We start from the raw sequence: 13,253 nt of genomic DNA, 5'->3' as shown, positions 1-13,253 counted from the left end.
TCCTCAAAGCTCCATCGATCGTCTCTGCCTGCTGCTGCGACTTCCTGGAAATGAAAAAACCCCTCGCACAGGAGGGGACGCCGCGCCGATTCCGGCCTGCCGGAACTCCGGCGGTCGGGACTGATCAGCGCGGCTCGCTAAGCAGAAGGCGTACGGCACGCATGCGGTCAGGGTACCGCAGGGACGGATCCGGCCGCGACGCTCTTCCCCGGCGCACCGGACGAAGGTCACGGGTTACTTCGCGTAACAACTCCTAAGGGACAACGCAACAGCCTCATTGTCTTTTGATAACAGCGCAATAACTCAAACCTGGTACTGACGGGTACGGCGAGGCTTAGAGTGCGGCAGCGGGACCGCTTTACCGAACCGTTCGGAGTTGCCCCCATGAACCCTCGTCCACTCGGCAGCCCACCCCCCGCTCGGGGCAGGTCGGCTGCGACTCCGTCGTGCCCGCTGCGCGTCCGGACGTCCGGAGGCGCGTCGTGAGGCCGGACGACAGCACGGCGGACGACTGGTTCGTCGACTTCCTCGACTTCGGCGTCGGCGTCCTGGCGCTGGTCTGCCTCAGCTGCTCCGTGATCTGGGGACTCGTGGCGCAGGACCGGATCCTGCTCGGCCCCCGGCAGCGGATCCTCGCGCAGGCGGTGCACCGCACCACGGCGGTCGCAGCCGTCGTCTTCCTGCTGATCCACGTCGTCGTCAAGCTGGCGCTGGACCACACCACGTGGATCGCCGCCGTGCTCCCCTTCGGGCTCGTCCTCACCGACGACGAGGCCGTCATGGGACGCAGCTTCCTGATCGGCCTCGGCACCCTGGCCGGCATGCTGATGGTCTTCGTCGCGATCACGGGCGTCCTGCGCAACCGCTTCGCCTCCCCCGCGGAGGTCGCCGCCCGCTGGCGCGCGGTGCACATGCTGGCCTATCCCGCCTGGTGCGCGGCGCTGGTGCACGGCCTCTACGCGGGTCGAGCGGCCAAGCCGGTCTTCATGATCCTGTACGGCCTGTCGCTGCTCGGCGTGTTCGCGGCCCTGATGCTGCGGGCCTCCCCGCGCCCGGTCAAGCGCAAGGTGGCCGACCGCCTCACCTCCCTGCTGGGCCTCACCGGCCGGCAGCCGGGCCGTGACCGGCTGGACGAGGCCGGAGCGCGCGCCGCCGAGTCCGGCCTGCCCGGTCACGGCGGCGGGAACGCCCGGGACGACAGGCGGTCGCGTTCCGGCCGCCCGTCGTTCGACACCCCCGGGCCCACGCCGGCCCCGGAACCGGCGCGCGGCTTCGCGGCCGCCTACCGCGCGGTGTCCACGCCTCCCCGGCCGTCCGCGGCGCAGGGCCCGTTCCCGGACGCCACCGCCCGCATGGAGATGCCGGACCTGCGGGCCACGGAGGCGATACCCCGCGTGGAGACGCCCTCCAGCACCTCGGGCAGCTGGCCGGTCCCGTCCCCGCCGCCGGTCGGCGAGGCCCCGCCGTCGGCGTACGACCCGCTCAACGACACCGGATACACCATCCCGGCCTATAACAATTCGGTCGCCTCCGGCTACGGGTCGAGTGATGTGTACGACACCGCTGAGACGAACACGCTCTACGGCACGTACAACCCGGACGACACGTACAACAGCGGTCCCGCCAATGAACCAGCCCCCGGTGCGCCCTCGTCGTCCTACGACTTCGGCGCACCGGGTTCGGGCGAACCTTGGAACACGCCTTCCGGAGGCTTTAAGTGAACGAGGCCCTGCCCGACGTCCCCGAAGTCCGCGTCGTAGGGCTTCCCCAGCTCACGTCGGGTTTCGACCTTGTCGACCGGCTCGATCTGCAGATGCACCTCAAGGTGCACGGGCCGCTCGAGCCCCTGGGCGGCGAGCAGCTCGCGCGGCTCGCCGAACGCATCAACCTCAGGGGCCGCGGCGGCGCGGGCTTCCCCTTCCACAAGAAGCTGCGCGCGGTCGCCGAATCGGCGATCAAGCGCGGCGTCCGGCCGGTCGTCGTCGTCAACGGCAGCGAGGACGAACCGGCCTGCCGCAAGGACACGGTGCTCATCAACCGCGCACCCCATCTCATCCTCGACGGCGCGCTGCTGTGCGCCGAGGCCATGGGCGCCCGCACGCTCGTGGTGGGGGTCACCCGTGAGTCCACCCAGCGCTCGATGGAACAGGCGCTCGCCGAGCGCGGCCTGAGCAACGGCCGCCGCTCGGTGCTGCGCGCCCGTGTGCAGCGCAACCCGGTGCGCATGGTGACGGGAGCCGCGGCCTCCCTGATCCGCTCCATCGACGGCGGCCCGGCGATCCCCCCGGGCCGCAAGACCAGCGCCTCCAGGAGCGGCGTGGGCGGCGCGCCCACGCTGCTGTCCAACGCCGAGACGTTCGCCCAGCTCGCCATCGCCGCCCGCATCGGCCCGGAGCGCTACGGCAACACCGGCCTGTACGACGAGCCGGGCACCGTGATGCTCACGGTGTCCGGGGCGGTGGCCCGCCCGATGGTGATCGAGGTGCCGACCGGCGTGCCGCTGCGCTACGTGCTCCAGCTGGCCGGCGCCCCGCCGGTCCCGCAGGGCGTGCTGACGGGCGGCTACCACGGCAAGTGGATCGACGCGGCGACCGTGAACGAGGCGATCGTCTCCCGCAACTCGCTGGACGCGGTGGGCGGTTCGCTGGGCGCGGGCGCCATCCTGCCGATCAGTCAGGACACCTGCCCGCTGGGCGAGTCACTGATGGTGGCCAAGTGGCTGGCGCAGGAGAGCGCCAACCAGTGCGGCCCCTGCTACCTGGGGCTCCCGGCCGCCGCGCGCGGCCTGGAGGACATCCTCAACGGCGGCGGCCCGGCCGCGTTCGAGGCGGTCAGGCAGGTCGCCGAGAACGTGAAGCGGCGCGGCGCCTGTTCGCACCCGGACGGCTCCGCGATGTTCCTGGAGTCCACCCTCAAGGCGTTCACCGACGACATCGCGGCCCATGCCCTCGGCAACGGCTGCGGACGGCCCGTGGCGGGTGTGCTGCCGCTCTTCGAGGGGGGCGCGGCCCCGACGGGCATCCCGGGCGGCGAGGACGAGGAGAAGAACGGCCCCAGCCGTCAGAAGATCTTCGTCGACTGGACGCTGTGCCGGGGCCACGGACTGTGCGCGGACATCCTCCCGGAGGTGTTCCAGCTCGGCGCGGACGGCTTCCCCACGGTGGCTCAGGCTCAGGTGCCGCGTCACGCCGAGGCGAAGGCGCTGCGCGCGGTGCGCCGCTGCCCGGCGCTGGCCCTGCGCATCGAGGACTCGGCCCCGCAGGCGAAGGCGCCGTCCCGGAACCTCCCGGTGCTCTCCCAGGGACGCGGCAGGCGCGCCCTGGGGCGCTGACGGGGGTCCCTCACGCAGCCGGCCCCTTTCCGGCGGTCTCAGGCCGCCGGAAAGGGGCGTTCCCGTCCCCTGGGCGCGGGCGGCCCGGGAACGCGCGCACAACGACCGAGGGCGGACCATCCGTTCGGATGATCCGCCCTCGACTCCTGTGGAGCTAAGGAGAATTGAACTCCTGACCTCCTGCATGCCATGCAGGCGCTCTACCAACTGAGCTATAGCCCCTTGCGGTGTCCCCCGGGTCTCCCCGGCGGCGACGCCAACTTTACACGGTCCCCCCGGCCCAACACCAAATCGGTTTCGCTTCGCCCCGGTCCGCCCGGAACGCCCGCCCCCGAAGGAGCGCTCCCACCCCGTCAGGCGCTCACGCCGTCACGAACGAGTAGAAGCGTTTGAGGGTGCAGTGCTCCTCCAGCAGCCGGCCGTAGATCGGCTCCCCCTCGAGTTCCCGGTACGTCTCGATGGGGTCGCCTTTTATGATCAGCGCCCGCGCGCACTCCTCGCACCAGTACTGGTAGTCGGCGTTGATCGGCTCCATGTCGCGGACGATCGGCGTGCCGCTGCCGCACCAGTCGCACTTCCGCCTGTGTGCACCCATCGGTCAGCTCCAGCTGTGGCCGCAGGCCGTGCACACGTAGGAGATCCCGCCGTTGTCGCCGAGCACCTGGGCGACGTGCGCGGAACCGCAGGAAGGGCAGCCGAGACGGGTAGAGGTCCGTCGGGTCGACACCGCTCCGAGGAGGTGGTCGACCTCCTCGAGGATGCTCGCAGGCATCACAACTCCCTCCCGTCGGGCCGCGCCCCCTTCCGGTCGTTTGATTCTGCCACGACCGGGCCAATACGGTCAGCGACGCCGTGGTACCGGTAAGGACACGGCTGCACGCCTCGTAGAGGTGTACGTCGGAGAACGCCGCCGCGCTCACCCGCGGACGACAAAAGATCCCGCCTCCGCGGAGGGAGACGGGATCTTCACCATGTGGAGCTAAGGAGAATTGAACTCCTGACCTCCTGCATGCCATGCAGGCGCTCTACCAACTGAGCTATAGCCCCTGGCCGCCACGTGAAGTGGCTTCCTGGTTTCGCCCCGCTCGGCGGGGCGAACAAGAAGAACTTTAGCCTGCGACCTGCCAGAAAGTGAAATCCGGGGCCGGGACGCCTCTGGGCGGGTCGCACGGCCGCCGCCGGACGGCGCCGGCGGCGGGCACGGCCGTCCTCAGTCGTCGTCGCCGAGCACCGGCTCCGGCAGGCTGCCGGCGTTGTGCTCCAGCAGCCGCCAGCCCCGGGCGCCCTCGCCGAGGACGGACCAGCAGCAGTTGGTGAGACCGCCCAGGCTCTCCCAGCTGCGCGCGTCGAGGCCGAGCAGCCGGCCGATGGTGGTGCGGATGGTCCCGCCGTGGCTGACGACCACGAGTGTGCCGTCCTCCGGAAGCTTCTCGGCGTGCCGCAGCACCACGGGGGCGGCGCGGTCGGCGACCTCGGTCTCCAGTTCGCCGCCGCCCCGGCGGACCGGCTCGCCGCGCTTCCACGCGGCGTACTCGTCGCCGTGGCGGGCGATGATCTCGTCGTGCGTCAGGCCCTGCCAGACGCCCGCGTAGGTCTCCCGCAGGGCCTCGTCGTGGACGACGTCCAGGCCGGTGAGCGCGGCCAGCTCGGCGGCGGTGGCGGCGGCCCGCTTCAGGTCGGAGGCGATGATCGCGTCGGGCCTGAGGCCCGCCAGCAGGCGGGCGGCCCGGCGGGCCTGGGCGACGCCGGTCTCGGTCAGCTCGACGTCCGTGGAGCCCTGGAAGCGGCGCTCCACGTTCCACAGGGTCTGGCCGTGGCGCCAGAGGATGATGCGGCGGCCCCGGCCGGCGGAGCCGCCCACCTCACCGGTGGCGCTCATCCCCACTCACCGCCCGGCTCCGTCGCCTCCCCGGCCTCCTGGAGCCTGGCGTGCTCGGCGGCCTTGCCGCGGGTGGCCCTGGCCTCCTCGGGGAGGTCCAGCTCGGGGCAGTCCTTCCACAGCCGCTCCAGGGCGTAGAAGACCCGCTCCTCGCTGTGCTGGACGTGGACGACGATGTCGACGTAGTCGAGCAGCACCCAGCGGGCCTCGCGGTCACCCTCGCGGCGGACCGGCTTGGCGCCGAGCTCCTTGCTCAGCCGCTCCTCGATCTCGTCGACGATCGACTTGACCTGGCGGTCGTTCGGCGCGGAGGCCAGCAGGAATGCGTCGGTGATGGACAGCACGTCACTGACGTCGTAGGCGACGATGTCGTGCGCGAGCTTGTCGGCGGCCGCCTGGGCGGCGGTGTTGACGAGCTCGATGGAACGGTCGGTTGCGGTCACTGCACGGCTTTCGGGTCGGCGGTCACTTGTCCTCAAGGGTCTCACGGACCGCCGGACGCACCCCACGCGATGACGCGGGGTGCGCCTCTGCTCGCTACGAGCCGGGGTCGTAGTCCTGGCCGAGGACCACCGCCACGCGCGCGTTGCCGGGGATCTCGCCCTTGGTGACGGCGTCGGCGGGCAGGCCCAGGGTCTTGGCGACCTCGGTGGCGTTCTCCTTCTCCGCGGGGTCGGCGTAGACGACCTCGGAGGTGGCCTCGGCGGAGCCGGCGGTGCCGCCCTCCAGGAAGGTGAAGCCGCCGTTGAGGAGCACCACGCGGGCCTTCTCGGTGGTGTCCTTGTCGCCGGTGGCGTTGCGCACGGAGACGGTGACCGCGGCGTCCCGGTCGGGGCTCTTGGCGGTGCCGCCGAGGACGTCCTGGACCACGCTGTCGCTCGTCTCGGCGGTGAGCGTGCCGTCCTCCTCGACGGGGAGCAGCGTCGTGCGGTGGTCGCCGCCCTTGGCGAGGTCGGAGAGCTCCGCGAGGAAGGCGCCGAGGTCCGCGTCGGTCAGCGGCGGCTCGATGATCTGGCCGAGGGTCTGGACGGTGACCGTGGCGGCGTCCGGGTCGGAGGTCATCTTGCGCAGCACGCCGTGCAGCACCTGGCCGAACCGCTCCAGCTGGGCGTTCTGGGCCTCGCCCGGGGCGCGGTGGGTGGCGTAGGCGACGGCCGCCTTGCCGCCGAGGGTCTGGCCCTTGCCCTTCCTGACCAGCGGCGCCTCGCCCTTCTTGGCGTCCGGGTCGGGCACGTCGGTGTCGGTGTCGACCTCGATGTTGCCGACCAGGTCGACGAGGGTGAGCAGGAACGGGGTGTCCAGCCGCCAGGTGCCCTCGATGTCGGTGCCGAGGACGGTGTCGAGGGCGGCCCTGGTGCCCTCGGAGCCGTCGTCCTCGACGGACTTGGCGAGCGTGGTGGTGGTGCCGTCCTCGGCGGTGAGGGCGAGGGAGTTGGGCAGCAGCACCGTGGTGCCCTGCCGGGTGGTGGTGTTGTCGACGAGCAGCGCGGTGGAGGTGCCGCCGTTCTCGGTGTCGTGCAGGTGGACGACGAGCACGTCCCGCTTCTGCGCGCCCGCGGCGGTGGTGGTGCCGGCGCCCGTGCCGGAGCCGGAGAGTCCGGGCAGCTTCCCGGCGTACCAGAGGTAGCCGACGCCGCCGGCGACGACCAGCGCGAGCACCACGGTGAGGGCGATGATCCGGCTGCGGGCGCGGCGCCGGGCCTCCTCGCGGCGCTCGGTGCGGTTCTCGGTGAACTTGAGCCAGTCGATGACGTCCTCGGAGTCGTCGTCGGGCTCCTCGACGAAGGCGAACTGCTCGGTGCGGTACTCGGGGGCCGGCTCGGAGCCGTCGGGCCCGTCGTCCACCGGGCCGGCCTGCTGCGGGATGTGCGCGGTCCGCTCCGTGGAGTGGCCGGACTGCTCCGGTATGTACGCCGTCTGCTCGGTCACCCGGGGCTGCTGTCCGGTGCCGGCGCCCTGTCCGTAGGGGTCGTGGACGGGCTGCTGCTGGTAGGCGTCGTAGTCGTAGGAGCCGTAGGAGGGATCCTGCGGCTGCTGCTGCGGGGACACGGGGGCGCCGCCGTTCCCGTACGGGTCGTACGACTGCTGCTGGTGGCCGCCCGCGGCGTACGGGTCGTAGCCGTAACCCTGCTGCGCCTGCTGCCCGTAGGGGTCGTACTGCTGGGCCTGCTGCGTCTGCTGGCCGGCGGCCTGGCGGTAGACCGGCCGGCCGTACTCGTCGTAGCCGACGAGCTCGTACGGGCCCCCGTCGCCGTACCCCGCGTCGTATCCGTCGTTCACCGGTGCCCCTCTCGGCTCACTCGCCGCGATACAGCTGACGCTTGGCGATGTAGCGCACGACACCGTCCGGCACCAGGTACCAGACGGGGTCTCCCTTGGCGACTCTCGCACGGCAGTCCGTGGAGGAGATGGCGAGGGCCGGGACCTCCACGAGCGAGACACCGCCCTCGGGCAGACCGGCGTCGGTCAGGTGGTGGCCGGGCCGGGTCACGCCGATGAAGTGTGCCAGGGAGAACAGTTCCTCGCTGTCGCGCCAGGTCAGGATCTGGGCGAGGGCGTCGGCGCCGGTGATGAAGAACAGGTCCGTGTCCGGGTTGAGCGCGTCGAGGTCGCGCAGGGTGTCCACGGTGTAGGTGGGTCCGCCGCGGTCGATGTCGATGCGGCTCACCGAGAACTGCGGGTTCTCGGCGGTGGCGATGACCGTCATCAGGTAACGGTCCTCGGCGGGCGAGACCGCGCGGTGGCTCTTCTGCCACGGCTGGCCGGTGGGGACGAAGACCACCTCGTCGAGGTGGAACTGCGCGGCCACCTCGCTGGCCGCCACGAGGTGCCCGTGGTGGATCGGGTCGAAAGTGCCGCCCATGACGCCCAGACGGCGCTTGCCCCGCTCGCCCGGGCCGGTGCCGGGGCCGGTAGGCATGTCCTGCTCTCCCATGCGTGCAGACCCTACCGGCCCGGCCCGCGGGCTCCGTCGGCCAGTGCCCCGGAGGCGGGGGCCCGGCGGTTCAGCGGTCGCGGTTGAAGCGGGTGGTGATCCACAGCAGGAGCAGCAGCGCGAGCAGGGCGCCGCCTCCCGTGACCCAGGGGTTGAGGCTCTGGTGGTTGCCGCCGTGCTCTCCGCCCTCGGCGGCGAGCGTGACCATCTGGACAGCGGTGCTGGGGAAGCTCATCTTCGGCAGGACCTATCGCGTGTGGGCGGGATAAAGACGTGGGCTCATCGTAAGCGGGCGACTTCACGGCGATCACGCCGACTCCGCCGTCGCGGGCGTGCGGCGTCCGGCGCGGGGAGGCAACCGTTGCCCGGTGCCCGGTCGTCCTTCCGCGTGGAGCCGCACGGAGCGGCCGTCCCTGCTGCCCGCGCACGGAATCTCCGCCTAGGCTGGGTCCCGCCACGGGGGAGCGAAGGGCCGCACCGGCGACCGCACAGGTCACTCAGACGCACATGGGGGATACATGTCCGACGGCCACCAGCACAACGGGCACGAGAGGGTGCCCGGCAGGCAGCGCAGGCGCTTCCCCGGAATCTCCTCGCGTGCGTACGAACACCCCGCCGACCGTTCCGCGCTGGTGGCGCTGCGGAAGCTGAGCGGGTTCGACACGGTCTTCAAGGCGCTCAGCGGGCTGCTGCCCGAGCGCAGTCTGCGGCTGCTGTTCCTGTCCGACTCGGTACGGGTCTCGGACCGGCAGTTCGCCCACCTCAACGACATGCTGCGGGACGCCTGCTACATCCTGGACCTGGAGAAGGTCCCGCCGATGTACGTCAACCAGGACCCGAACCCCAACGCGATGTGCATCGGCCTCGACGAGCCGGTCATCGTGGTGACCACGGGTCTGGTGGAGCTGCTCGACGAGGAGGAGATGCGGGCGGTCGTCGGGCACGAGGTCGGGCACGCGCTGTCCGGTCACTCGGTGTACCGGACGGTCCTGCTGTTCCTGACGTCGCTCGCGGTCCGGGTGGCCTGGATCCCGCTGGGCAACGTGGCGATCATGGCGATCGTCACCGCGCTGCGGGAGTGGTTCCGCAAGTCGGAGCTGTCGGCGGACCGCGCGGGGCTGCTGGTCGGCCAGGACCTCCAGGCGTCGATGCGCGGCCTGATGAAGATCGCGGGCGGCAACCACCTGCACGAGATGAACGTGGACGCGTTCCTGGAGCAGGCCGAGGAGTACGAGTCGGGCGGGGACCTGCGCGACTCCGTGCTGAAGATCCTGAACGTGCTGCCGCGCTCGCACCCGTTCACCACGGTGCGGGCGGCCGAGCTGAAGAAGTGGGCGGCCTCCCGCGAGTACCAGCGGATCATGGACGGCCACTACCCGCGCCGCGAGGAGGACAAGGACGCGTCGGTGCGGGACTCCTGGCGGGAGTCGGCGAGCACCTACGCCGGCGAGGTGCGGACCTCCAAGGACCCGCTGATGAAGCTGGTCAGCGACATCGCGGGCGGCGCGGGCGACCTGGGCGACCGGGTCCGCCGCGGCTTCGGCGGCTTCACCGGCCCGAAACCGGGCCCGTCCTCCCGCCCGGACCCCGACGACGACCGGAACCCGCCGCGCGACGAGGCGTGAGCCGGTGACGCGGCGCGGGATCCGCGCCGCGTCACCGGCACGACGGCCGGGCAGGCGCGCCCGTGCGCCCGTGCGCCCGAGACGCATCGCCGCACGACGGCCGACTGCCCCTCGACCGCCGCCCCCCGACCGCTCAGAGCCGGGCGGGCCGGCGTCTCCGGGCGCTCGGTCGGGCGGGCGCGCGGCGGCTGAGCCGGCGCCCGGCCTCGGGGAACATCGGTACAGCGGTCAACGCCAAGCCGGTGATCATGGCCAGGCCGGAGCTCCGAGAGCGGTGACGCGGTTCGCGTACTCGCGGCGGGCCTTGCGCTGGGCCGGGATCACAGCGGTCCCAGGGGCGCCGTCGAGAGGCTGGGAGAGGTCGAGAAGTCGGCGGTGGACCGCGGGCACGGCGGTGACGCGCAGGGTGCAGCCCTGACCTCGCCGTACGGTGACCCCCTGGTCGAGCGCGCCCCGCCCGGCGTGCTCCAGGTCGGCCGCGTGGAGGAAGTCGGCGACCTTGCCCGGCATGTCGAGGGTGACCGACAGCTCCGGGGCGGGGGCATTCTCCTCAGCAGCGGTGTGGTCGGGCATGAGGTCCGCGACGGCCGTGCGGATCGCGCCGCGGCTGACCCGGTGGTCGCGGGCGAGGGCGGCGATCGAACGGCCCTCCAAGTACGCGGTGCGCACGGTGTCGGTCTTGTCGGCCGCCACGGCGGGGCGGCGCCCGCCCTTGCTGCCCTTGGCCTCGGCGGCCCGCAGCCCGTCGTACGTCAGCTCCCGTTGGAGGTCGCGCTGGAGTTCGCCCGCGGCGGCCAGGGTCTGCACCGTGAACTTTACGGTGGACAGCAGCTCTCCGGTGCGCGGGTGGCGGGCGGTGAGGTCCATCGCGGAGAACGCGCCGTCGTGGACGCGCAGCGCCACCTGGTCGCGATGGAGGACGTCGAGCACGTCGAGGATGTGCCCGGTGCCGCGTACGAGGCGGAACATCCCGGAGATGTGCACGGTGTCGCCCGGCCGCGCGCATGTGAGCAGCTCGCCGGACTTCGGCCGCTGGAGCGGGTGGAGGCGACTGGAGGTGCCGCCGTCCTCCTTGAGGACGACCGGGTCGTCGATCCCGGCTTCGTCGAGGACGAGGTTCTGCCGGGCGGTTGGCTGCTGGTCGGTCGAGACCCGCTTGCAGACCAGGTTCGCCACCGAGGGGCCCCTTCTGTACGGAGGATCGGACCCTGTCTGTCGTCAAACTCTGTCAGCAATCACCATCGGACCTGCTTGGATGTGCGCCGCCGCGAACCCCGGATGGCACGGGTTCATCGGACGCGTCGGCCGCCTGTCGTCAAACGATCCTTTGCCGACAGGGCGGAATGGCAGGCGTAGCCGCAGTGGGTTCATCGTGGGGTGGTGCGGGCGCGGAGGTGTGCGCGTTCTCCTTGGTGGCCGAGGAGGCTGAGGATCTCGACGGGGTGTTCGTCGGCGTTGCCGAACCAGTGGGGGGTGCGGGTGTCGAATTCGGCGGCTTCGCCCGGGCCCATGATCAGGTCGTTGTCGCCCAGGACCAGGCGCAGTCGGCCGTCGAGGACGTAGATCCATTCGTAGCCCTCGTGGCTGGCCTGCTCGGGTTCGGGCGAGCGCATCTTCGGCGAGATGATCAATTTGTAGGCTTGCAGGCTGCCTGCCCGTCGGGTGAGCGGGAGCATGGTCATGCCGTGGCGGGTGACGGGCTGAAGGTGCAGGCGGGGGTCGCCCGTCTGCGGGGCGCCGATGAGCCGGCCGATGTCCACGCGCAGTTCCCGGGCCAGGGGCAGGAGCAGTTCGAGGGTCGGGCGGCGCCGGCCTGATTCCAGGCGCGAGAGCGTGCTGAGGGAGATGCCGGTGGCTTGGGCGAGGGCTGTCAGGGAGAGGTTGCGCTGGGTGCGCAGCCCTTTGAGGCGGGGGCCGACCGCGGCCATCGTCGACTGTGTCTCGTCATCCATCCTTCCACCTTGCCACCACAGCAAGGATCTTTGCGCTCCGGCACGGTCGGCGTGACTGTGGGCTCAGGCGCGCCGATCGGGTCCGCCGCACGTGATGGAGACGTGATGAGCAACGACAGCAGGACCGAGGTGCCGGAGGCGCCGCGGGCCGCGGCTACGCCCGGCGCGGCGGTGGCGGTGCGGCGTGGGCCGGTGGCGCTGGCTGTGGTGATCTTGGTGCTGACGCAGCTGATGTCCGTCGTGGATACCTCGATCGTGAATGTGGCCCTGCCCGACATCGGTCGTGAGCTGGGCTTTTCCAGCACGGGTCTGTCCTGGGTCGTCACCGCATACGCGCTGGCCTTCGGCGGGCTGATTCTGCTGAGCGGGAAGGTCGGCTCCACGATCGCCACCAACCAGCTCACCCCCTGGCTGCTGCCGCGCCTGGGCGAGCGCGTCAGCGGCAGCACGGGACGTGCCGGGCTGGTGTGGGCATCGCCCGGATGGCGCTGGTGGCTGCCGACGCCGACGCGCACACCTCGATCGTCACCGTGCTGCTGCCCTCGATCCTGCTTGGCGCGGGCGCTGGCGCCACTTTCGCCCCCGTCACCGCCGTGATCATGCACCAGGCCCCCACCGAGCACATCGGCGCCGCCGCCAGTCTCACCCAAGGCCTGCAGCAACTCGGCGGCGGCATGGGCCTGGCCGCCCTGGCCAGCGTGCTGTCCGCCACCGGCGGCCCGGAGGGCGGTCCGGGAGCGACCCTGCTCGCGACCGCCGCCTTCCCCCTGGCCGGCCTGCTCCTGTTCGGCCTCTGGGCACGCCGCATCCCCGCCCCCGACACCACCCCCGCATGATCACCCCGGACCCCCGACCACACCCTGGAGAACTCCTGATGAGTGACACCGATCCGCGCTACGAAGCCACGTTCTGGGACCAGCGCTACCACCAGCCCAACCCCTTGTGGAGCGGACAGCCCAACCCCGCTCTCGTCGAGGCAGCAAGCGCGCTCGTGCCGGGTACGGCGCTGGAGGCGGGATGCGGCGAGGGCGCCGACGCCCTCTGGCTGGCCCAGGCAGGCTGGCAGGTCACCGGCACCGACTTCTCCGCCCAGGCCCTCGCCCGCGCAGCCGACCACACCCCGGCCGCACTGGCCGGCCGCCTCACCTGGCAGAAGGCCGACATCCGCACCTGGACACCCCACGATGACGGCGCCCCCTGCTACGACCTCGTCACCGCCTCCTTCCTCCACTTCCCCTCACCCCTGCGCCTCGCCGTCTTCGCCGCCCTCGCCTCACGAGTCGCCCGCGACGGACATCTGGTGATCATCGGCCACCACCCCAGCGACCTGGACACCGCCATGCCCCGCCCGCCCGAACCCGACATCTTCTACACCGCCGACGACCTCATCGACGACCTCCCCGCACACGCCTGGAAGCCCGTCACCCGCACCGCCCGCCCCCGCACCGCCACCACACCCGACGGTCGACAGGTCACCATCCACGACACCGTCCTGACCGCCCAGCGCACCCATTAGCCCGCCCGCGAACAG

The 13,253-nt window shown here is 71.7% G+C and carries 15 protein-coding genes and 2 tRNA genes; 6 read left to right on the top strand and 11 right to left on the bottom strand.

Annotated features, from left to right (window positions below; all coding sequences use genetic code 11):
• Nucleotides 1–482: 482 nt before the first annotated feature.
• A complete protein-coding gene (locus tag ACIQ8B_RS28105) occupies nt 483–1,721 on the top strand; it encodes a cytochrome b/b6 domain-containing protein (protein WP_403550617.1) in 1,239 nt (412 codons plus the stop codon).
• Complete coding sequence (locus ACIQ8B_RS28100; protein ID WP_403550615.1) at nt 1,718–3,331, top strand: ferredoxin; 1,614 nt, start codon at nt 1,718–1,720, stop codon at nt 3,329–3,331. Before ACIQ8B_RS28105 ends, ACIQ8B_RS28100 begins: the two co-directional genes overlap by 4 nt.
• Nucleotides 3,332–3,480: 149 nt before the next feature.
• Here ACIQ8B_RS28100 and ACIQ8B_RS28095 read toward each other — a convergent pair.
• The 9 genes from ACIQ8B_RS28095 to ACIQ8B_RS28055 form a co-directional block, all read right to left on the bottom strand.
• Nucleotides 3,481–3,553: transfer RNA gene (locus ACIQ8B_RS28095), tRNA-Ala, on the bottom strand.
• Nucleotides 3,554–3,692: 139 nt separating this feature from the next.
• A complete protein-coding gene (locus ACIQ8B_RS28090) occupies nt 3,693–3,926 on the bottom strand; it encodes a hypothetical protein (protein ID WP_067006897.1) in 234 nt (77 codons plus the stop codon).
• Between the two features lie 3 nt (nt 3,927–3,929).
• Entirely contained in the window at nt 3,930–4,103 is a 174-nt protein-coding gene (locus tag ACIQ8B_RS28085; protein ID WP_106414262.1) for a hypothetical protein, read from the bottom strand.
• Nucleotides 4,104–4,305: 202 nt separating this feature from the next.
• A tRNA-Ala gene (locus ACIQ8B_RS28080) sits at nt 4,306–4,378 on the bottom strand.
• A gap of 163 nt (nt 4,379–4,541) precedes the next feature.
• Nucleotides 4,542–5,210, bottom strand: coding sequence for a histidine phosphatase family protein (locus ACIQ8B_RS28075; RefSeq protein WP_106416420.1), 669 nt, complete (start codon nt 5,208–5,210; stop codon nt 4,542–4,544).
• Nucleotides 5,207–5,653 carry a ribosome silencing factor gene (gene rsfS / locus ACIQ8B_RS28070; RefSeq protein WP_290010593.1) on the bottom strand — a complete coding sequence of 149 codons (447 nt, stop codon included), beginning with the start codon at nt 5,651–5,653 and terminating at the stop codon, nt 5,207–5,209. Before rsfS ends, ACIQ8B_RS28075 begins: the two co-directional genes overlap by 4 nt.
• Before the next feature lie 94 nt (nt 5,654–5,747).
• Entirely contained in the window at nt 5,748–7,490 is a 1,743-nt protein-coding gene (locus ACIQ8B_RS28065; RefSeq protein WP_403550612.1) for a LytR C-terminal domain-containing protein, read from the bottom strand.
• Between the two features lie 16 nt (nt 7,491–7,506).
• The gene (gene nadD, locus ACIQ8B_RS28060; RefSeq protein WP_106414259.1) at nt 7,507–8,145 is read right to left on the bottom strand and encodes a nicotinate-nucleotide adenylyltransferase; all 639 of its coding nucleotides are present in this window, start codon (nt 8,143–8,145) and stop codon (nt 7,507–7,509) included.
• 70 nt (nt 8,146–8,215) lie between these two features.
• Nucleotides 8,216–8,380 carry a hypothetical protein gene (locus ACIQ8B_RS28055; RefSeq protein ID WP_198602559.1) on the bottom strand — a complete coding sequence of 55 codons (165 nt, stop codon included), beginning with the start codon at nt 8,378–8,380 and terminating at the stop codon, nt 8,216–8,218.
• A gap of 283 nt (nt 8,381–8,663) precedes the next feature.
• Between ACIQ8B_RS28055 and ACIQ8B_RS28050 the strand changes: the two genes are divergently transcribed.
• Nucleotides 8,664–9,770, top strand: coding sequence for a M48 family metallopeptidase (locus ACIQ8B_RS28050; RefSeq protein WP_290010587.1), 1,107 nt, complete (start codon nt 8,664–8,666; stop codon nt 9,768–9,770).
• 246 nt (nt 9,771–10,016) lie between these two features.
• Here ACIQ8B_RS28050 and ACIQ8B_RS28045 read toward each other — a convergent pair whose 3' ends face one another.
• A complete protein-coding gene (locus ACIQ8B_RS28045) occupies nt 10,017–10,946 on the bottom strand; it encodes a recombinase family protein (RefSeq protein WP_403550610.1) in 930 nt (309 codons plus the stop codon).
• A gap of 191 nt (nt 10,947–11,137) precedes the next feature.
• Nucleotides 11,138–11,722 (bottom strand): helix-turn-helix domain-containing protein, encoded by a 585-nt coding sequence (locus tag ACIQ8B_RS28040; protein ID WP_403550608.1) that lies wholly within the window; start codon nt 11,720–11,722, stop codon nt 11,138–11,140.
• A gap of 105 nt (nt 11,723–11,827) precedes the next feature.
• Between ACIQ8B_RS28040 and ACIQ8B_RS28035 the strand changes: the two genes are divergently transcribed.
• The 3 genes from ACIQ8B_RS28035 to ACIQ8B_RS28025 are packed head-to-tail and all read left to right on the top strand — an operon-like array spanning nt 11,828 to nt 13,238.
• Nucleotides 11,828–12,319 carry a hypothetical protein gene (locus ACIQ8B_RS28035; protein ID WP_403550606.1) on the top strand — a complete coding sequence of 164 codons (492 nt, stop codon included), beginning with the start codon at nt 11,828–11,830 and terminating at the stop codon, nt 12,317–12,319.
• A 2-nt stretch (nt 12,320–12,321) separates the two neighbouring features.
• Nucleotides 12,322–12,558, top strand: a complete 237-nt coding sequence (locus ACIQ8B_RS28030) for a hypothetical protein (RefSeq protein ID WP_403550604.1) — start codon at nt 12,322–12,324, stop codon at nt 12,556–12,558.
• A gap of 38 nt (nt 12,559–12,596) precedes the next feature.
• On the top strand, nt 12,597–13,238 hold the full coding sequence (locus ACIQ8B_RS28025; protein WP_403550602.1) for a class I SAM-dependent methyltransferase: 642 nt from the start codon (nt 12,597–12,599) through the stop codon (nt 13,236–13,238).
• The last annotated feature ends 15 nt before the right edge of the window (nt 13,239–13,253 follow it).

Source organism: Streptomyces sp. NPDC096105 (assembly GCF_044763335.1).
Classification (GTDB): domain Bacteria; phylum Actinomycetota; class Actinomycetes; order Streptomycetales; family Streptomycetaceae; genus Streptomyces.
The sequence above is the reverse complement of the archived record's forward strand: the minus strand, read 5'-3'. Positions and strand labels throughout refer to the sequence as shown.